This window comes from Methylobacterium sp. J-070 (genome assembly GCF_022829385.1).
Lineage (GTDB): Bacteria > Pseudomonadota > Alphaproteobacteria > Rhizobiales > Beijerinckiaceae > Methylobacterium.
Window position 1 is genome coordinate 1 of record NZ_JAKSXX010000293.1, and the last position, 18749, is coordinate 18749.

22 protein-coding genes are annotated in these 18749 nt (G+C 72.3%); 10 read left to right on the forward strand and 12 right to left on the reverse strand.

The window, feature by feature from the left end:
• The 11 genes from MKL01_RS33870 to MKL01_RS33920 form a co-directional block, all read right to left on the reverse strand.
• Window positions 1-174, reverse strand: a 174-nt coding sequence (locus tag MKL01_RS33870) for a 1-deoxy-D-xylulose-5-phosphate synthase N-terminal domain-containing protein (RefSeq protein WP_243909600.1), incomplete at its 3' end; no start/stop codon positions are given.
• A gap of 43 nt (window positions 175-217) precedes the next feature.
• Window positions 218-478, reverse strand: a complete 261-nt coding sequence (locus MKL01_RS33875; protein ID WP_243909557.1) for an exodeoxyribonuclease VII small subunit — start codon at window positions 476-478, stop codon at window positions 218-220.
• Between the two features lie 127 nt (window positions 479-605).
• The gene (locus MKL01_RS33880) at window positions 606-1118 is read right to left on the reverse strand and encodes a tyrosine phosphatase family protein (protein WP_243909558.1); all 513 of its coding nucleotides are present in this window, start codon (window positions 1116-1118) and stop codon (window positions 606-608) included.
• Window positions 1119-1167: 49 nt separating this feature from the next.
• Entirely contained in the window at window positions 1168-1728 is a 561-nt protein-coding gene (locus tag MKL01_RS33885; protein ID WP_243909601.1) for an HD family hydrolase, read from the reverse strand.
• A gap of 29 nt (window positions 1729-1757) precedes the next feature.
• Window positions 1758-2372 carry a DNA-3-methyladenine glycosylase I gene (locus tag MKL01_RS33890; RefSeq protein WP_243909559.1) on the reverse strand — a complete coding sequence of 205 codons (615 nt, stop codon included), beginning with the start codon at window positions 2370-2372 and terminating at the stop codon, window positions 1758-1760.
• Between the two features lie 226 nt (window positions 2373-2598).
• Complete coding sequence (locus MKL01_RS33895) at window positions 2599-3447, reverse strand: YgfZ/GcvT domain-containing protein (RefSeq protein ID WP_243909560.1); 849 nt, start codon at window positions 3445-3447, stop codon at window positions 2599-2601.
• Between the two features lie 102 nt (window positions 3448-3549).
• On the reverse strand, window positions 3550-3804 hold the full coding sequence (locus tag MKL01_RS33900; RefSeq protein WP_243909561.1) for a hypothetical protein: 255 nt from the start codon (window positions 3802-3804) through the stop codon (window positions 3550-3552).
• Between the two features lie 159 nt (window positions 3805-3963).
• Complete coding sequence (locus MKL01_RS33905) at window positions 3964-4425, reverse strand: TIGR02301 family protein (RefSeq protein WP_243909562.1); 462 nt, start codon at window positions 4423-4425, stop codon at window positions 3964-3966.
• Complete coding sequence (locus tag MKL01_RS33910) at window positions 4422-4910, reverse strand: NUDIX hydrolase (protein ID WP_243909563.1); 489 nt, start codon at window positions 4908-4910, stop codon at window positions 4422-4424. Before MKL01_RS33910 ends, MKL01_RS33905 begins: the two co-directional genes overlap by 4 nt.
• The gene (locus MKL01_RS33915; protein WP_243909564.1) at window positions 4907-6052 is read right to left on the reverse strand and encodes a hypothetical protein; all 1146 of its coding nucleotides are present in this window, start codon (window positions 6050-6052) and stop codon (window positions 4907-4909) included. The genes MKL01_RS33910 and MKL01_RS33915 overlap by 4 nt, the downstream gene beginning before the upstream one ends.
• A 98-nt stretch (window positions 6053-6150) precedes the next feature.
• Complete coding sequence (locus tag MKL01_RS33920) at window positions 6151-6873, reverse strand: SDR family NAD(P)-dependent oxidoreductase (protein ID WP_243909602.1); 723 nt, start codon at window positions 6871-6873, stop codon at window positions 6151-6153.
• A gap of 175 nt (window positions 6874-7048) precedes the next feature.
• Between MKL01_RS33920 and MKL01_RS33925 the strand changes: the two genes are divergently transcribed.
• From MKL01_RS33925 to MKL01_RS33970, 10 genes are all read left to right on the forward strand, one after another.
• Window positions 7049-7630, forward strand: a complete 582-nt coding sequence (locus tag MKL01_RS33925) for a carboxymuconolactone decarboxylase family protein (protein WP_243909565.1) — start codon at window positions 7049-7051, stop codon at window positions 7628-7630.
• Window positions 7631-7890: 260 nt separating this feature from the next.
• Complete coding sequence (ribH, locus tag MKL01_RS33930) at window positions 7891-8385, forward strand: 6,7-dimethyl-8-ribityllumazine synthase (RefSeq protein ID WP_243909566.1); 495 nt, start codon at window positions 7891-7893, stop codon at window positions 8383-8385.
• 11 nt (window positions 8386-8396) lie between these two features.
• A complete protein-coding gene (gene nusB, locus MKL01_RS33935) occupies window positions 8397-9035 on the forward strand; it encodes a transcription antitermination factor NusB (protein WP_243909567.1) in 639 nt (212 codons plus the stop codon).
• A 3-nt stretch (window positions 9036-9038) separates the two neighbouring features.
• Window positions 9039-10034 (forward strand): thiamine-phosphate kinase, encoded by a 996-nt coding sequence (gene thiL / locus MKL01_RS33940; RefSeq protein ID WP_243909568.1) that lies wholly within the window; start codon window positions 9039-9041, stop codon window positions 10032-10034.
• 521 nt (window positions 10035-10555) lie between these two features.
• A complete protein-coding gene (locus MKL01_RS33945) occupies window positions 10556-12700 on the forward strand; it encodes a sodium-translocating pyrophosphatase (protein ID WP_243909569.1) in 2145 nt (714 codons plus the stop codon).
• 171 nt (window positions 12701-12871) lie between these two features.
• Window positions 12872-13222 carry a hypothetical protein gene (locus tag MKL01_RS33950; RefSeq protein WP_243909570.1) on the forward strand — a complete coding sequence of 117 codons (351 nt, stop codon included), beginning with the start codon at window positions 12872-12874 and terminating at the stop codon, window positions 13220-13222.
• A gap of 25 nt (window positions 13223-13247) precedes the next feature.
• Window positions 13248-13754, forward strand: a complete 507-nt coding sequence (locus MKL01_RS33955) for a DUF6036 family nucleotidyltransferase (RefSeq protein ID WP_243909571.1) — start codon at window positions 13248-13250, stop codon at window positions 13752-13754.
• A gap of 207 nt (window positions 13755-13961) precedes the next feature.
• Window positions 13962-15053 carry an alkene reductase gene (locus MKL01_RS33960; RefSeq protein WP_243909572.1) on the forward strand — a complete coding sequence of 364 codons (1092 nt, stop codon included), beginning with the start codon at window positions 13962-13964 and terminating at the stop codon, window positions 15051-15053.
• A 313-nt stretch (window positions 15054-15366) separates the two neighbouring features.
• Window positions 15367-17277 carry a PAS domain S-box protein gene (locus MKL01_RS33965; RefSeq protein ID WP_243909573.1) on the forward strand — a complete coding sequence of 637 codons (1911 nt, stop codon included), beginning with the start codon at window positions 15367-15369 and terminating at the stop codon, window positions 17275-17277.
• A 166-nt stretch (window positions 17278-17443) separates the two neighbouring features.
• Entirely contained in the window at window positions 17444-18163 is a 720-nt protein-coding gene (locus MKL01_RS33970; RefSeq protein WP_243909574.1) for an HAD hydrolase-like protein, read from the forward strand.
• Here MKL01_RS33970 and MKL01_RS33975 read toward each other — a convergent pair.
• On the reverse strand, window positions 18100-18597 hold the full coding sequence (locus MKL01_RS33975) for an outer membrane protein assembly factor BamE (protein ID WP_243909575.1): 498 nt from the start codon (window positions 18595-18597) through the stop codon (window positions 18100-18102). The two genes, MKL01_RS33970 and MKL01_RS33975, sit on opposite strands and share 64 nt — an antisense overlap.
• Window positions 18598-18749: the final 152 nt, after the last annotated feature.

Below are 18749 nucleotides of genomic sequence, written 5' to 3' on the forward strand. Positions count from 1 at the left end.
CTCGACCACGCCCAGCCCCGAGCCCAGATGGCCGCCGGTGATCGACACCGCGTCGATCATCTCCGCCCGCACCGCGTCCGCAACCGCCTGAAGATCCGACTCCGGAAGACCCCGCAACGCCGCGGGGTTCGGGATACGGTCGAGAAGCGCGCTCTGCTCGGGGGTAATCGCCACGGCATCAACCTCTATCGGACGGGATCGGTCGGACCGCCGAGCCTCAGGACATATCGAGCGGCGCCACGCCCTCGGGCCGCCCGTCGGAGCCGAGGGTGATCCGCTGGATCCGCGCCTCGGCCCGCTTCAGAAGCGCTTCGCAATGCTTCTTCAGCACCTCGCCGCGCTCGTAGATCGCCACCGACTCGTCGAGCGGCACGTCGCCCCGCTCCAGCCGGCGGACGATCTCCTCGAGCTGTTCCAGTGCCTTCTCGAAGGGCAGGTCGCCGGCGGCGGGGGCCACCTCGGGTCGGCTCGCATTCATCCCGGATACTTCCTTTGGGGAGATTCTAAGGCGCTCGACCCCGGGGCTACAACCCGGGGATGGGGCGCGCCAGCCCGCTCAAGCCCGTTTTGACGCGGCGCGGCGGCCTTTGCGCCACACCTCACCCTCACGCGAGCGCCAGGCAAAACGGGGTGCCCTCGAAGGCGTCGGCCCCGCGGCCGATCCGGGCGATGGCCGCGACCATGCGGCCCTCGCGGCCGAGCATCCGGTCGGCGATCGCGACGAACAGGGGGTTGGGCGTGGCCGACGGGGAGGCCGCCCGCAGGGCGTCGGCGATCATGCCCTCGTCGCGCTCCGGCGCCAGCGCGCAGGCCGCGATATAGGCCGCCGCGGTCGAGCGGCTGATCCCCGCGTAGCAATGTACGACGAGCGGCTTCTCCCGGGGCCACGCCCGGACGAAGTCGAGCAGGCGCGCCACATGGTCTTCGGCCGGCAAGACATGTCCGTCGCGGGCCTCCGCGATGTCGCTGACCCCGATGACGGCGTGATTCTCGGCATCGATCAGGGCCGGCCGCTCCAGGGGCGTGCCGACATTGATCAGCGTGAGCACGTGGCTCGCGCCGGTGGCGGCGACGGTCTCGGGCAGCCGCGAGAGGGGGCAGACGTGAAGGGTCGGCATGGTGAGGCTGCCAGTGACGCGCGATCGTGACGGATCGAGGGCGAGGCGGTCAGGTTCCGCTGAGGTTCCGGAAGCGATCGAGGAAGCGCGCCTCGGCCTCGGCGGTCGGCCACGGCTCGGCGAGCGCCACGACCGCGCCCGGCAGATCCGTGGCCCGGCCGAAATGGAGCGCCGCCTCGTCGGGCGCGAATCCGGCGAGCCGGACCGCCTCCAGATGGGCGGCGATCCGGTCGGCCCGCTTCACCAGGCGGGCGAGCGTCGGCGCCGGGGCGGGCAGGCCGAAGCGGCTGCGTATGGCGGCGAGCAGGCGCAGCTCGACCCCGCGATAGGCATCGCCGATGGCGGCCTTCAGCGGGGAGATGATGTCGCCCACCACGTATTCCGGCGCATCGTGCAGCAGCAGCTCCAGGCTGTCCGGATCGGCGCAGGCGGGGACGATGTGGCGGCCGACCGCCTCGACCAGCAGGCTGTGCTGGGCCACCGAGAAGACGTGCGGTCCCCTTGTCTGGCCGTTCCAGCGGGCGACACGGGCGAGGCCGTGGGCGATGTCGGCGATCTCGATGTCGCGGGGCGCGGGGTCGAGGAGGTCGAGGCGGCGGCCGGAGAGCATCCGCTGCCACGCCCGCGGCGCGGGCGCGCTCACGGCGCCCGCCCCAGCCCGGCGCAGGATCCGTGCCGGTGACAGCCGACGAGGTGGTCGTTGACCATCCCCACCGCCTGCATGAAGGCGTGCACGATGGTGGGTCCGCAGAACGCGAACCCCTCCGCCTTGAGCGCCTTGCCGATCGCCCGGGAGACCGGCGTCTCGGTCTGGATCTCCGGCCGGGTCCGGGCCGTGCCCTGGATCGGGCGTCCGTCGACGAAATCCCAGAGGAAGCGCGCGAAGCCGGGCCCCTGCTCCTCGATCCGCAGCCAGGCCCGCGCCCCCGCGATGGTGCCCTGGATCTTGGCGCGGTTGCGGATGATCCGGGTATCGGTCATCAGCCGCGCCACGTCGGCCTCCGTGAAGCGGGCGATCCGCTCCGGCTCGAAACCCGCGAAGGCGTCGCGAAACCCTTCGCGGCGGCGCAGGATGGTGATCCACGACAGGCCGGCCTGGAACCCGTCGAGGATCAGCTTCTCGTAGAGGGCGCGGCTGTCACGCTCGGGCACGCCCCACTCGGTGTCGTGATAGGCGACATAGAGCGGGTCGAGGCCGGCCCACCAGCAGCGGGCGCAGCCATCGGGATGGTCGATCAGGCCGATCTCGGACATGGGACCGGTTTAGCGAGAACAGGAGCGGAACGCCATCGGTGCAGCGGAGCCGCTATCGCGGCGCTTCGCGTGCGGGGTCCGGGATCAGGTTCCGCTTCGCTCCACCCGGCCGGGAAAGGCGTGCTGCAGGATACATCGCGCCGCCCATTCCCGGGCGCATGAAGGGTCAGCGGAATGCGACCCGGGATCCAGCACAGGATTCGCCGCGAAGCGGCACGATCCATCGTCAACCCGCAGCGTCGGCCGCCTCCGGCATCGCGAAACGCGCGTAGGCCGGCCGCTCCAGCCGCACCGGTTGGCCGCCCGCGAGCGGCGTCTCCCCGGCCGCCAGCGCGTCGCCCAGGCGGTCGAGGCGGACCAGGGCGAGGCCGCGTCCGCCCGCGGCGCTGCCGGTGGTGCCGAGGACCTTGCCGCCGGCCGCGATCCCGGTGCCCGGCTCGGGGATGCCGTCCGGATAGGTGGCCGCCAGGATGCGCGTCCGCGCGGTGCCCCGGTGCTGCATGCGCGAGACCACCTCCTGGCCGACATAGCAGCCCTTCCGGAAGTCGACCCCGCCGAGCTGGTCCATCAGCGCCTCGTGCGGGAAGGCGTCGCCGAACGCGTAGTCGCGCCCGCCCTCGGGGATGCCCAGCGCGATCCGGTGCGCGTGGTAATCCGCCTCCGCGGCGTCGGCCGAGAACGCGCCTTCGGCGGCATAGAGCCGGGCGCCGAGATCGGCATGGCGGGAATCGGCGACGGCCTCGGCGGCGGCCGGCGCCGCCCCGTCCCAGGCGGCCGCCACCGCGACGGTGGGATCGGCGGCGATCGCCGCCTGGGCGCGCAGGCGATAGAGCGACAGGCGCTTGGCGAGATCCGCCGCCCGGTCCCCCCGCACGTCGAACCGGAAGCCGTCCGGGATCCGCGACACGAGGAAGTCGAACAGGACCTTGCCCTGCGGCGTCAGCAGGGCGCCCAGCCGCGCCTCCCCGGCCTGGAGCGTCTCGACGTTGCAGGTCAGCACGCCCTGGAGCAGCGCGGCGGCGTCGGGACCGGTGACGGCGACGAGGGCGCGGTCCGGCAACAGGGCGACGGGCATGGCGGGCACTTCCTCACGCGACGGGAGCGGTCCGACGATCCGGACCGTGCGGCCGGGAGGTAGGCGCGGCCCGCCCGCGGCTCAACCGCCCGGCGCGGGGCCTCAGTGCTGGAGGGTCGTCGTGAAGGCGCCGCCGCGGATGCGCTCGGGGAAGCCTTCCGCGTAGCGCGCCGTCGCCTCCTCGCCGTAGGTCATCACCAGTTCCTGGAAGGCCGCGAACAGCGCGGCCTGAGCCATGCAATCGCCGTCGAGCCCGTCGAGGCAGCCTTCCGCGAACGCTTCCGAGACGTAACTCAGCGCGACGCGCTTCTCCTCGACATCGACCTCGATGGGGGCGGTGTGAGAGATGTGCTGCATGACCCGATACTTCCGCTGCGCCGGGCCCAAGACCCGACGGACACCACGGATGATAAGCAGGTCCCGGCGGCTCGGCCAGCCGGGAATTTCAAATCGGTTAACGCGAGGGCTCAAATCCGATGCTTCGCCGGCATCGTCGCGCGGTGTGCTGCGCCTGCATCACCCCCCGAAACGCCCGGCCAGCGCATGCGACAGCCGGTCGCCCTCGACGACGTAGCGGGCGGCCGCCTCGTGGGCGGCCGGCGTGCAGACCCGGTAGGTCAGCGCGTAGCCGCGGTAGCCGCGGTTGTAGGCCCCGGCCAGCCGATCGCGGCGGGCCGGCGTCACGCCCTCGGACTCGATCAGCGCCTTCATCCGGGCCGGCCAGTCGGCGGCGTCGGCCGTGCCGCACAGGCCGCGCAGGAACGCCAGCGCCCCGATGATCTCGGACATCCGCAACAGCTCGCGGTCGTACGGCGCCTGCGCGTCCGCGGGGGCGTTCGCCTCCTTGGACGCCTCCTTCGGGGCTTCCTTGGCGGCGGGGGCGGCCGGGCGGCCGGAGCGCTGCTGCGCCAGCACCGGCCCGGCGGCGGCGCCCGCGAGCACCGCGAGCAGGCACGCGATCGAGGCCGGGCGCCTCACGTCGCCGCTCCGGCGCGCAGGGCCGCGACGCGCGCGAACGCCTCGCGCAGGGTGTCGGACAGGCCCGGGGTCGTGGCCAGGGCCGCGACCTCCGCCAGCGTCGCCCATTGGGTTCCGAGGGCCTCGGGTCCGGCGACCGGCTCGCCGCCGTGCCAGAGGGCCGCGTGTGGATGGACGACGTAATGGTGCCGGGCGCGCCCGGCCTCGTCGCGGACGATGATCTCGGTGGGCGACAGCACGCCGACCACCTCCGTGGGCAGGCCGACCGCCGCGCCGATCTCCTCGGACAGTTCGCGCAGGGCCGCCTCCGCCAGGGTCTCGCCGGCCTCGACGAGGCCGCCGGGCAGCGTCCAGACTCCGCGCATCGGCTCGTTGGCGCGCGCGGCCAGCAGGACCCGGTCGCCCCGGATCACCGCGATCGACGCGCCCACGAAGGGTCGGGCCGGGAACAGCCGGCTCTCGGCCGCCGGCGCCTCGGCGGTCACGGCGTCCCTCCCTCGGGGGCGACGACCGCCACCCGCCCGTCGGCGAGGCCGATCACGAGCCGCGTCGCCGCGCCCTCGCCGAGGACCACGATGCCGGTCTCGGCCGGGGCCGGAAGCGGCACGCGCAGGCGTTCGTGCAGGGATCCGCGCGCAGTGACGAGGGCGATCTCCGGCCGGCCCGCCACCGGCAGCGCCAGTTCGGGATCGCCGCCGCCGTTCGGGGCCGTGACGGCGAGATCCGAATCACCGTCCCCGGCCGCGTAGCCCTCCGCCGAGCCGGCGGGCTCGATCCTGCCGGGATGCAGCGTCCAGAGCTGGAGCACGCCCCGGGCGCTCACCGTGGCGGCCTGGGGCTGCCCGGATCCGGCAAAGTCGGCGACGCCGGCGATCTTCAGGGGCGGACCGGGCTGCGGCGGCGTGCGCGCCGTGACCGACCAGGCGGTCCCGTCCGGGCGATCGACGAGGGCCAGCCCGCCCGCATCCGCGCCCGAGCGCGTCGCCGCCAGGAGCGCCGGCCGGTCGCCGAGGCGCAGCAGGCGCGGCCGCAGGGGCGCGAACACCGCCTCGCCCCCCGCCGGCACCGTGACGGTGGCCACCGGGACCGGCTTCGGATCGGTGCTGACCGCCATCGGCTGGCGCTCGCGGATGGTCAGCACGGAGGCGGCCTCGCTCCCGTCTGCCGCGCGGGTGCGCCCGGTGAGATAGGCGCTGAGCGGCCCGGAGAGCGCCCGGCGCGAGCCGGGCAGGGCCCCCCGCGGCGTCTCGGCGGCGGTCAGCCCGTCCACCGTCTCCCGTCCGATCGGGCGGACCGTGACGGTCCCATCGGCGAGGGCCAGCACGGCGCCCCCCGCCTCGCCCCAGACCAGGGCGATCGGCGCGCTCTCCTCGTCGCCGACCTGCCGCCCGGCCGGCTGGCCGACCTTGGCGCCGGCGATCGTCAGGAGGCCGGAGGTCGCCACCGAGACCGCGGCCTCGCTGCGGGGACCCCGCAGGGCGCGGACCTTGAAGGGCAGGTCGAGGATCCGCACGCCGGGCTCCGCCCGCGCGGCGAGTGGTGCCGCAAACAGGACCAGGCCGACGGCGAGCGTCCGGCCGCGGACGCCGGGTGCGCGCCGGCGATAAGCCGCCCGGTCCAGGGGCACGGCTCCGAGGCCGCGTTCGAGAGGTCCGCGTTCGAGTTCGCGTGCTTCCGCGCGTTCGCGCGCCGGACCGGTCGCCCCTGCGGCGGAGAGCGCTCTGGTCAAACGTGCTGGCCGCCGTTGATGTGAAGCTCGGCCCCGTTCACGTAGGACGAGGCGTCGGTGCACAGGAAGTAGATCGCCTTGGCGACCTCGTCCGGGGTGCCGAGCCGGCGCTGCGGGATCTGCTCGACGAGCTTCTCGGTGCCCGGCGACAGGATCGAGGTGTCGATCTCGCCCGGCGAGATCGCGTTCACCCGCACGCCGAGCGGCCCGAAATCGGCGGCCATCTCCCGGGTCAGCCCGGCGAGCGCCGCCTTGGAGGTGCCGTAGGCGGCCCCCGCGAAGGGGTGGACCCGCGAGCCCGCGATCGACGTGACGTTGACGATCGAGCCCCTGGCCCGGGCGAGTTCGTCGCGCAGGCCCCGGGCCAGCAGGATCGTGGCGAAGACGTTGACCTGGAACACCCGCTGCCAGCCGTCGAACTCGGTGGCCAGCGCCCCCAGGCGCTCGCCCGCGGGACCCTTGGGCGAGATGCCGGCGTTGTTGACGAGCGCGTGCAGCACGCCGCCCTCGGCGTCGAGCCGGCCCCGGACCTCCTCGACGGCCCGCATCGTGTCCTGCGCGTCCGCGAGGTCGACCTGGAGATGGTCCTCGGGCCCCATCTCCCAGGGGCAGTTCTCCGGGAAGGCGTGGCGCGAGCAGGTGATCACGCGCCAGCCGGCCGCGGAGAATCGCTTGACCGTGGCGTGGCCGATGCCCCGGCTCGCGCCCGTGAGCAGCATGATGCGCCGGCGTTCGTTGACGGGGAGGGCCAAAGCCGTAAGCCTCGCTGGCGGTAGGGTTCGCGCCCCGATCGGGGCGCGGGTCGTGCCGGTGAGCCTCAACGGTCTAGGCGCACGGGGACCGGAAATCCAGAGCGCGTCGCGTCTCGGGACGACACAGGAGAGCGGGAACGCCATGGCCAGCGGGCAGACCAGCGCGGAGCGCATGCCGGGGATCCCGGCCGACAGCCTCTCGGAGGCCCAGGCCGCCGCCGCGGAGACGTTCCGGGCCGAGCGCGGCGTCCCGGTCTTCGGGCCGTTCGTGCCGCTCCTGCGCAGCCCCGAGCTGATGCAGTGCGCGAGCCGGATGGGGCTCTACCTGCGCTACGGCAGCGCCCTGCCGCTGCGGATCAGCGAATTCACGATCCTGATCGTCGCCCGGGACTGGAGCCAGCCGGTCGAGTGGTCGATCCACCTGCCCATCGCCCTCAAGGCCGGGGTCGCCCCCGAGACCGCCCAGGCGCTGTCCGAGGGGCGCCGCCCCGACACGATGAGCGCCGACGAGGCCCTGGCCTACGCCTTCTCGACCGAGCTGATGCGCAACCGCGCGGTGAGCGAGGCGACCTACGCCTCCGTGGTGGCGCGCTTCGGCGAGCAGGGGGCGGTCGATCTCACCGGCCTGAACGGCTACTACGCGCTGCTCGCGATGACCATGAACGTCGCCCGCACGGCGCTTCCCGAGGGGGAGGCCGCGCCGCTGCCGCCGCTGGTGGGGTAGGGTTTCGGAGCCGCTTCCGCGGCGGGCTCGCGTGCCGTGTCTCGGATCGGGTTCCGCGCCGCTCCACCCGTCCGGGACAGGGGCGGCGCAGCATGAACCGCAACCTCGTCCCGGGCGCAGGGCTCGCCGGGAAGCCGCTCCCCTTCGAACCACTCCCCCCGACCGCTTGTGGCGCCGGCCGCTTCGGTCTAACCGTCCTCCCCCGGACGGAGGCCTGCGGGCCGCCCGCCGATCCCCGAAAACCCGGCCGGACGAGAGACATGGTCGCCCATTTCCGCGCCGATGCGGCGCCCAAGCCCACCGACCCGGCGCTCGCCGGCGCCCGGATCCTCGTCGTCGAGGCGCGCTACTACGATGCGATCGCCGATGAGCTCCTCGCCGGCGCGCTCGCGGCGATCGAGGCCGCCGCCGCCCGGGCCACCGTGGTGACCGTGCCGGGCGCCCTGGAGATCCCCGCCGCGGTGGCGATCCTGCTCGACGCCGAGCCCTACGATGCAGTGGTGGCGCTGGGTTGCGTCATCCGCGGCGAGACCGGCCACTACGACATCGTGGCCGGCGAGAGCGCCCGCGCGCTGATGGACCTGTCGGTGCACCGCCGCGTGCCGCTCGGCAACGGCATCCTGACCGTCGAGACCGAGGCGCAGGCGCTCGCCCGCGCCCGGGTCGCCGAGATGAACAAGGGCGGCGGCGCGGCCGAGGCGGCGCTCGGGGTGCTCGCCCTCAAGCGCGCGGCCGAGGCTTCCCGCCCGCGATGACGAGAACCGACATGACCGGGACCACCGACACGAAGCCGGAGACGGCCGACAAGACGAGCGACAAGCCGGTCGCCCGGGCGATCAGCCCGCGCAGCGGCGCCCGCCTCGCCGTGGTGCAGGCGCTCTACGAGATGGACATCTCCGGCAAGGGTGTCCTCGACGCGCTCGCCGAGTTCGAGGCGTTCTGGATCGGCCGGGAGGTCGACGGGATCCTGCATCCCGAGGCCGAGACCGCCTTCTTCCGCGACCTCCTGCGCGGCACCGTGGAGGAGCAGCGGGCCATCGATCCGAAGCTCGACCAGGCCCTCGCCCAGGGCTGGCCGCTCCGGCGCATCGAGATCGTGCTCCGGGCGATCCTGCGGGCGGGGGCCTACGAGCTGATGTTCCGGCCCGACGTGCCGGTGGGGGCGGCGATCTCGGAATACGTCGACGTCGCCCACAGCTTCTACACCGCCGACGAGCCGGGCCTCGTCAACGCAGTGCTCGACCGGCTCGCCCGGGAGGTCCGGCCGGGGGAGGTCGGGCCCGCCAAGGGTGCGGGTAAGGCGGGGAGCAAGGGGGCGGGCAGGAGTTCCGGCAAGCCGGGCTCGTCCAAGCCGCTCCCCGCGGATTCATCCCCCGCCGACACGTCGCCCACCGACGAGGCCTGATCGGTGACCGGGCCGGCCCGCGCCTCCGAGGCCGCGCTGATCGCCCGCTACTTCGCCCCGCTGGCGGGGCCGGGCGCGGACGGGCTCCGGGACGATGCCGCCACCCTGACGCCGGCCCCCGGCCACGACCTCGTGCTCACCGCCGACGCCGTGGTGGCGGGGATCCACTACTTTCCGGAGGATCCGCCGGCCTCAATCGCCCGCAAGGCGCTCGGGGTGAATCTCTCCGACATCGCCGCCAAGGGCGCGGTCCCCCGCGGCTTCCTGCTGACCCTGGCGCTGCCCGACGACTGGACCGAGGCTTGGCTCGCCGAGTTCTCGGCCGGGCTCGGCCGGGCGGCCGCGGAGGCGGGCTGCCCGCTCCTCGGCGGCGACACCGTGCGGTCCCGCGGTCCCGCGCTGATCGGGGTGAGCCTGATCGGCGAGGTGCCGGCCGGCGCGATCGTGCGGCGCACCACCGCGCGGATCGGCGACCGGATCTGCGTCACCGGCACGATCGGCGACGCGGCGCTCGGCCTGCGGCTGCGTCTGGAGCCGGAGGCGCCCTGGGCGGCCGGTCTCGATCCGGCGCTGCGGGCGGTTCTGGCCGACCGCTACCTGCATCCGCGCCCGCGCCTCGCCGCCGCACCCGCGATCCGCCGCCACGCCTCAGCCGCCATGGACGTCTCCGACGGGCTCGCGGGCGACCTCGCCCGGATGCTGGGTGCGGGCCGGAGCGCCCGGATCGACGTGGCCGCCGTGCCGCTCTCGGCGGCGGCAAGGCGCGCCTGCGCGGCCGAGCCCGGCCTGATCGACACGGTCCTGACCGGCGGCGACGACTACGAGATCCTGTGCGCGGTGGCGCCGGATAATCTCGAGTCCCTCCGCGGCGAGATGGCGGAGGCCGGCATTCCCCTCGCCGCCATCGGCACGGTCACGTCCGGCGACGGGCCGCCCCGCTTCGCGATGGCCGACGGCGCGGCGCGCGCGTTCGCGGCCGGGGCGTTCAGCCACTTCTGAGGGGCTGCCCGGGAGACCGGGACTTCGCGGGCGAGCCGGCCCGGGGCCGTGTGGGATGATGGATTCGGCACCGCCGTCCCTGCGAGCGGAGGCAGGCCGGGACAGCGGCACGCTCGCCGCTGGGGTGCTGCCCCGGGTCGTTCCGCGCGCGCTGACGGAGAGGGACGTGGGCAACCGGGGCGTTCAGACGGAAACCTTACTCGGTTGATCGAAGGAGCCTGGCGGACGATCCCGGTACACCGTGGCCGGGTTCGAAAATGACGGTGGACCGGTGTCCGGGCGCCGCAAGATAGTGCATTGCTACCGCCAGTCAGCGGTTGGTGCAATGCAGCATTTTCCTGCCGCACTGCAAACTAGGTTCAAACACAGCGTTTGCGCTCTCCGGCGAAGTTTGGCAATCAAGGCATTGTTCTGGGAAGGAAAGCCCCGAATCCGAGCACCGCGTCCCATGGCCGTCGTCCGGCGGTCGAGCTCGCCGATCACAAGCCCCCGCCAGGCACGATAATAACAAGGACGGTCGAATGATTCCCTTGGTTCTGATCATCGTGGGCGGGCTCTGCGCCGTCGCCTACGGCATCGTCACGATCCTCGACCTGATGCGACGCGACGCCGGCACGCAGCGCATGCAGGAGATCGCCGCCGCCATCGCGGAGGGCGCGCAGGCCTATCTCCGGCGGCAGTACACGACCATCGGCCTCGTCGGCGTGGTCCTGTTCGTGCTGCTTGCCGTGGTCCTCGGGATCAAGGTGGCCATCGGCTTCCTGATCGGTGCCGTGCTCTCGGGGGCGGCGGGCTTCATCGGCATGAACGTCTCGGTGCGGGCCAACGTGCGCACCGCGCAGGCCGCCTCGACCTCCCTCGGCGGCGGCCTCGACATGGCCTTCAAGTCGGGGGCGGTGACCGGCATGCTGGTCGCCGGTCTCGCGCTGCTCGGGGTCGCCTTCTACTACCTGTACCTCACCCGCGGCGCCCATCTCGATCCGTCGAGCCGCGAGGTCATCGACGCGCTGGTGGCGCTGGGCTTCGGCGCCTCGCTGATCTCGATCTTCGCCCGCCTCGGCGGCGGCATCTTCACCAAGGGCGCCGACGTCGGCGGCGACCTCGTCGGCAAGGTCGAGGCCGGGATTCCGGAGGACGACCCGCGCAATCCCGCCACCATCGCCGACAACGTCGGCGACAACGTCGGCGACTGCGCCGGCATGGCGGCCGACCTGTTCGAGACCTACGCGGTGACGATCGTCGCCACCATGGTGCTGGCGGCGATCTTCTTCTCCGGCCCCACCGGCAGCGGCCGGGACGTTCTGGAGCCGATGATGCTCTACCCGCTCGCCATCGGGTCGGCCTGCATCCTCACCTCCATCGCCGGCACCTACGCGGTGCGGCTCGGGGCCAACCAGTCGATCATGGGCGCGCTCTACAAGGGGCTGATCACCGCGGGCGTGCTCTCGGTGGCGGCGATCGCCGCCGTCAACATGACCCTGCTCGGCGGCTTCGCGACCACGTTCACCACCTCGACCGGCGTCACCTTCACCTCGGCCGGCCTGTTCGGCTGCGCGGTGATCGGGCTCGCGATCACCGCGCTGATCGTGGTGATCACCGAGTACTACACCGGCACGAACTTCCGCCCGGTGAAGTCGATCGCGGACGCCTCGGTCACCGGCCACGGCACCAACGTGATCCAGGGGCTGGCGATCTCCCTCGAATCGACGGCGCTCCCCGCCCTCGTGATCGTGGCCGGCATCATCAGCACCTACGCGCTCGCCGGCCTGTTCGGCATCGCCATCGCGGTCACCGCCATGCTGGCGCTCGCGGGCTTCATCGTGGCCCTCGACGCCTTCGGGCCGGTCACCGACAATGCCGGCGGCATCGCCGAGATGGCGGGCCTGCCCCCGGACGTGCGCAAGTCGACCGACGCCCTCGACGCGGTCGGCAACACCACCAAGGCGGTGACCAAGGGCTACGCGATCGGCTCGGCCGGCCTCGGCGCCCTGGTGCTGTTTGCCGCCTACACGTCGGACCTGAACTACTTCATCGCCAATGCCAGCCCGACGCAGTACCGGTACTTCCAGGGCGTCAGCGTCGATTTCTCCCTGTCCAACCCGTACGTGGTGGTCGGGCTGCTGCTCGGCGGGCTGATCCCGTTCCTGTTCGCCGGCATCGCCATGACGGCGGTGGGACGCGCGGCCGGCGCGGTGGTCGAGGAGGTCCGGCGCCAGTTCCGGGAGAAGCCCGGGATCATGCAGGGCACCGACCGGCCGGATTACGGCCGGGCGGTCGACATGCTGACCCGGGCGGCGATCAAGGAGATGATCGTCCCATCGCTGCTGCCGGTGCTGTCGCCGGTGGTGCTGTTCTTCGTGATCCAGCTCATCGCCGGGAAGAGCCAGGCCTTCGCCACGGTCGGCGCGAGCCTGCTCGGGGTGATCCTCACCGGCCTCTACGTGGCGATCTCGATGACCTCGGGCGGCGGCGCCTGGGACAACGCCAAGAAGTACATCGAGGACGGCCACCATGGCGGCAAGGGCTCGGACGCCCACAAGGCCGCGGTGACCGGCGACACCGTGGGCGACCCCTACAAGGACACGGCCGGTCCCGCGGTGAACCCCGCGATCAAGATCACCAACATCATCGCGCTGCTGCTGCTGGCGGTGCTGGCGCATAGCTGAGGGGCGACGAAGTCCACGGCGGGACTTTCAGATCCCGCCGTGGAGCACATTCCATCCTTGTAGTGGCGATGATGCCGTGGCCGGTGATGAAGGGGCACGATCGGGTTTCGTAGCCTTCGGAAGCCGCGCTGTGCTCTGCGCGCGCCAAACCGGATGCGCTGAGACTCCGCTATGACCGAGGGAGAACGTTTCGTCGGCGATCTGCCGGTGAAGCTGGACTTTCACGACCGCAGCAAGCGGCGATCCTACGACGTGGCGAGGCGCGTTGCCATTCGACTCGAAGATGATCCCGGTTTGGTGAACAACGGCAGGGCCTATCTGGAGCGGTGTGTGCGCCCAGATCCGGCGCAGGCCCGGTACTACGCACTCTGGATGGATCTCCTTCGCCAGGATGTCCGGCAGATCGTGCGGCAGATGCTGGCGGATACCCCGCAAGGGGACCTTCTGCGCGATACCCAGCCGGTCTTCGTCGTGGTTCCACCCGAGGAACGAACACGGGCTCCAGGGATAGCCCAGCGTTGAGCGATAGTGCCGTGGATTTCGCCGGATGATGCGCCGGGACAAGCTCGATCACCTGGTGCGGGCCGCCAGCACGTTGACGGGCCATCGGCGCTTCGTGCTCGTCGGATCTGCCGTCATCCTCGTTCGGTGCAACAACATACCAGGCGACATGCTGTTGACCCCTGAGGTGGATCTCTTTGTCCCCGATGTGCCGGACTCGGAGGCGGTTTCGGACGCCATTGAAGCCGACATTGGCCGAGGATCGAGCTTCCACCAACAGTACGGTTATTACTGCGACGGGGTCTCTGCCGGAACCGCTGTTATGCCGACCGACTGGCAGCAGCGCGCGGTGCCATACGAGAGCTCGGGCTGTCCCGGCGTCACGGTGATTGTCGCCGATCCCGAGGACATCGCCCTACCCAAGATCGTAGCTTGGCGGGAGAAGGACAAAGACTGGCTCAAGTCGGGCCTGCGGTCCGGGATCTTTGCGCTCAACCTGATACGGCCCGCCTCCCGCGCATGCCTGATACAGCGCCTGGACTGGGAGAGATGATGCGTCGGCTCGCGTGGCTTGCAGCGGAATGCGCGTTGCCATTCGATCCGTCTCGGTAACCGTCCTCTCTGGTCCATCCTGCCATGTGCGCCCCCGCACGCCGCTGACCGCGCTGTTGCATTGCACCTTGGCATCGCCGCGCCGCAGCGCCACCTCGGCGCCGGAACGCACCGGATGCGGCGCCGCCGCACCAGCACGAGGTAACCCATGCCGTCCCTGCTCGACCCGATCCGTATCGGCGCCATCGAGGCGAAGAACCGGATCTTCATGGCGCCGCTCACCCGCGGCCGCGGCACAAGTGAGCACGTGCCGACCCCGATCATGGCCGAGTACTACGCCCAGCGCGCTAGCGCAGGCCTGATTCTCACCGAGGCCACCGGCATCTCCCAGGAGGGCCTCGGCTGGCCCTACGCGCCGGGGATCTGGTCCGACGCCCAGGTCGATGCGTGGCGGCCGATCGTGAAGGCCGTCCACGACCGGGGCGGCAAGATCGTCTGCCAGATCTGGCACATGGGCCGACTGGTCCATCCGGACTTCCTGGGCGGCGCGAAGCCGGTCTCGGCCTCCGCCACCACGGCCCCGGACCAGGCCCACACCTATGCCGGCAAGAAGCCCTACGCCGAGGCCCGCGCCCTGGAGGTCGCCGAGATCCCGCGGCTGCTCGGCGACTACGAACGCGCCACCGCCAACGCGCTCGCGGCCGGCTTCGACGGGGTGCAGATCCACGCCGCGAACGGCTACCTGATCGACGAGTTCCTGCGGGACGGCACCAACCACCGCACCGACCAGTATGGCGGCTCCATCGAGAACCGCGTGCGCCTGCTGCGCGAGGTGACGGAGGCCGTGGCGAAGGTCGCGGGGCCCGAGCGCACCGGCGTGCGCCTGTCGCCCAACGGGGCGATCCAGGGCTGCAACGACTCGAACCCCGAGCCGCTGTTCGTGGCCGCCGCCCAGGCGCTCGCCGATGTCGGCATCGCCTTCCTGGAGATGCGCGAGCCGGGTCCGGACGGGACCTTCGGCAAGGCCGACCATCCGCCGATCGCCCCGGCGATGCGGCGCGTGTTCCGCAACCCGATGATCCTCAACGCCGACTATGACGGCATCAGCGGCCAGAAGGCGCTGGATGCCGGCGTGGCCGACGCCATCGCGTTCGGGCGCACCTTCATCGCCAACCCCGACCTCGTCGAGCGGATCGCCAAGGGCGCGCCGCTCAACAAGGACGAGGCCGCCACTTGGTACAGCCAGGGCCCGGAGGGCTACATCGACTATCCGACCCTGAGCCAGGCCCGCGCGGCCTGACAGGATGACCGCGCGTCCGGGACCTGCGTGGCGGGCCCCGGATGCGCGGGGATCGCGTGCGCGGAGCGAAGCGACTGAGGGATCCGCGACGAGCCGTGATCGTGCGCCGCACCGGGTTGCCGCGCTCGACGCGCAGTGACCGAGACGCCATCGCAGGGGCGCGCGGCACCGCATCGACCGGCCTGAAGCGCCCCGAAAACCGATGCTTCGCCGCGGCCCGGCTGCCCGGCGGCGGGAACCGGGGCGGCGAAAACCTTAATCGGCGCTGCTGCCTATGCATCCGGCCCGGGCGCGCCTATGTGTGCGCGAGACCATGGCTGTGCCCCCTCACATAAGCGCGCGATCCGAATCGACCGTCGGGCCCTGGAGCACCGCCGACCGGGTCGCCGAACTGCACGACCTCGCGATTCTCGATACCGAGCCGGAGCCGCTCTACGACGATCTCGTCCGGGTCGCTGCCTATGTCTGCCGCGCGCCCGTGGCCCTCGTCAGCCTGGTGGATGCCGAGCGGCAATGGTTCAAGTCTGAGGTCGGCCTCGGCACCCGTGAATTGCCGATCAACTGCTCCGTCTGCGCCCACACGATCGAGGCGGGCGACCTGCTGATCATCCCCGACCTGACCGCGGATCCGCGGACGATCGAGAACCCGCTCGTCACTGGGGCGCCGTCCTTCCGGTTCTACGCGGGCGCGGTGATCCGTGGCGCGCAGGGCATCCCCCTCGGCGCGCTCTGCGTGCTCGACCGGGCGCCGCGGCCGGACGGTCTCGATTCGGATCAGACCGCCACGCTCACGGCCTTGGCCCGCCAGATCTCGAGCCTGCTGGAACACCGGCGCACGCTCGCCCGGGTGGCGGTCCGCGAGGCGGAGATCGCCGCGAGCGAGCGCCGCTTCCGCGTGATGACGGCGGCGATGCCCCAGATGGTCTGGACCACGCTGCCGGACGGGTTCCACGACTACTACAACGACCGCTGGTACGAGTTCACCGGGGTGCCCTACGGCTCCACCGACGGCACCGGCTGGAACGGGGTGTTCCACCCCGACGACCAGGAGCGGGCCTGGGCCCGGTGGCGCCACTCGCTGTCCACCGGCGAGCCCTACGAGATCGAGTATCGCCTGCGCCACCGGGACGGCGCCTATCGCTGGACCCTGGGCCGCGCCATGCCGCTGCGCGATGCGGACGGGCGGATCGAGCGCTGGTTCGGCACCTGCACCGACATCGACGACCTGAAGCGGGCGGAGACCGAGGCGCGCAAGCTCGCCGCGATCGTCGAGACCTCCAAGGACTTCATCGGCCTCTCCACCCTGGACGGCGCGATCACCCACCTCAACGAGGCGGCCCTGGCGCTGGTCGGCCTGCCCGATCTCGCCGCCGCCCGCCGCCTCCGGATCCCCGATTTCTTCACCGACGAGAGCCGCCGGATCCTCACCGAGACCGCGATGCCGGCCGTGCGCCGGGACGGCTTCTGGGAGGGCGAGCTGACGTTCCGCCACGTCGGCACGGGCGAGCCGGTGGCGGTCTTCTACAACATCTTCCCGGTGCGCGACTCCACCGGGGCCGAGATCGGCTACGCCACCGTCACCCGCGACCTGCGCGAGTCGAAGCGCGCCGAGGAGGCCCGCGACCTGCTGATCCGCGAGCTGTCCCACCGGATCAAGAACATCTTCGCGGTGGTCGGCGGCCTCGCGGCGCTCACCGCGCGCAGCGACCCGGCCGCCAAGCCGTTCGCCACCGCCTTCCGCGAGCGGCTCGGGGCGTTGGCCCAGGCCCACGAATACGTCCGTCCCCATACGCCCGAAAGCGCCCCCGCGGTGGCGGGCCAGACGGTCTTCGGGCTCATGCGCCTGATCATGGCTGCCTACGAGGAGGGCGGCCGCTCCCGGGTCGCCATCTCGGGGGACGATGCCGAGATCGGCGAGCGCACCGCGACGGCCCTCGCGCTGATCATGCACGAGCAGGCCACCAATGCGATGAAGTACGGCGGCCTCTCCACCAAGGAGGGCGGCGTCGCCCTGAGCGGCCACCGGGAGGCGGAGCGCTATACGCTGACCTGGGCGGAGGCCGGCGGCCCCCCGGTCACCGGCGCGCCGTCCCGGAAGGGCTTCGGGACGGTCCTGGCCGAGCGCAGCGTCGCCGGCCAGCTCGACGGCGTGCTGGAGCGCGACTGGGCCCCCGGCGGCCTCCTGATGCGGCTCAGCGTCCCGCTCGAGAACCTCCGCGCCTGAGCGGGCGTCGGCCGTCGATGGTCACGCATCCCCGGCACGCGCCACCGCCCCCTCCGACGGCGCGTCGGAAATCCGCCGGTCCGCCCGCGAGGGGGAGCGCGCGGTGCCGGCCGGAGACGGGTCCCGTCCCGCGGATCGCGGCCGCGCAAACCTTATGGCCTCCCCGATGAACCTCCGCACCGGCGCCGCCGGGCCGCACCTCGTCGTGCTCGATTTCGACGGGACCCTGGCGGACAGCTTCGACTGGTTCTGCTCGGTCCTGAACGGCGTCGCCGACCGCTACCGCTTTCGACGGGTCGAAGCCCACGAGGTCGAGGGCCTGCGGCTGCAGGGCGCCCGCGCGATCGTGGCGCATCTCGGCATCCCGCGATGGAAGCTGCCGTTCATCGCCCGGCACATGCACGCGCTGGCCGCGCGCGATGCCGGGCAGATCGCGCTGTTCCCGGGCGTGCCGGCCATGCTGGCGGCGATCGCCGAGACGGGCGTGACGCCGGCGATCTTGTCGTCGAACCGCGCCGATACGGTCCGCCGGGTGCTGGGGCCGGAGAACGCGGCCCGCATCGGCGCCTATGCCTGCGGCGCCTCGCTGTTCGGGAAGGCGCAGCGGCTGCGGGGGCTGCTCGCGCGCAGGGGCGTCGTGCCGCATCGCGCGCTCTGCATCGGCGACGAGATCCGCGACCTGGAGGCCGCGCGCGCCGTCGGCTGCCCGTTCGGGGCCGTGGCCTGGGGCTATACCGATCCCCAGGCGCTGGCGGCGCAGGGCCCCGACTATCTGTTCACCGAGCCCGCCGAGATCGGCGCCTTGGTGGCAGGGGGCGCCGACTACTGGCCGCGGGTCGCGCCCGGCACGACGCTGGCGCCGTTGCCGCTGCCGAACGGCTCGTAGCGGGTCAGGCCGCGGAACAGCTGGCTGATGAAGGCGCGGTCGGCGCCGCTGGTCGGCGTGGTCCGCTCGATGAAGTCGAAGATCCGGCCGTCCTGCAGGCCGTAGAGGGCCACGCGCTCGACCTTGAAGCCGGGGGTGAAGTAGACCGCCGTGACGGTCTGATCCTCGACCTGCTCGCCCAGGAACATGACCGTCCGGCGGGTGTTCTGCGAGATGTAGTACCAGGACTTGTTGCCCACCGTGGACACGGTCGACGGCGTGCCGAGGATCTGCAGCACCTGCTCGGGGCTCATGCCGGGCTTGACCGTGGCGAGGGCCGCCTGATCGACCTGGTAGCCGTGGCGGAGCTCTTCGCCGATGCAACCGGACAGGCCGGCTCCCGCGAGGCCGATCAGAGCGAGGCGCGCGAAGGACTGGACGAGACGGCGCCGCATCGGGACCCCAGAGAGCGTGTTGACGGACGGGACGCAACCGTCGCCGCCGGCACGGGATTCCGACAGCGCTTGCGCCCTGGGCGTGGGTTGCCGTACCGCGGGGTTATGGCTTTGACAAGGCAAGCTTGGCCACAGGTGGCCGCCTTCCGTCC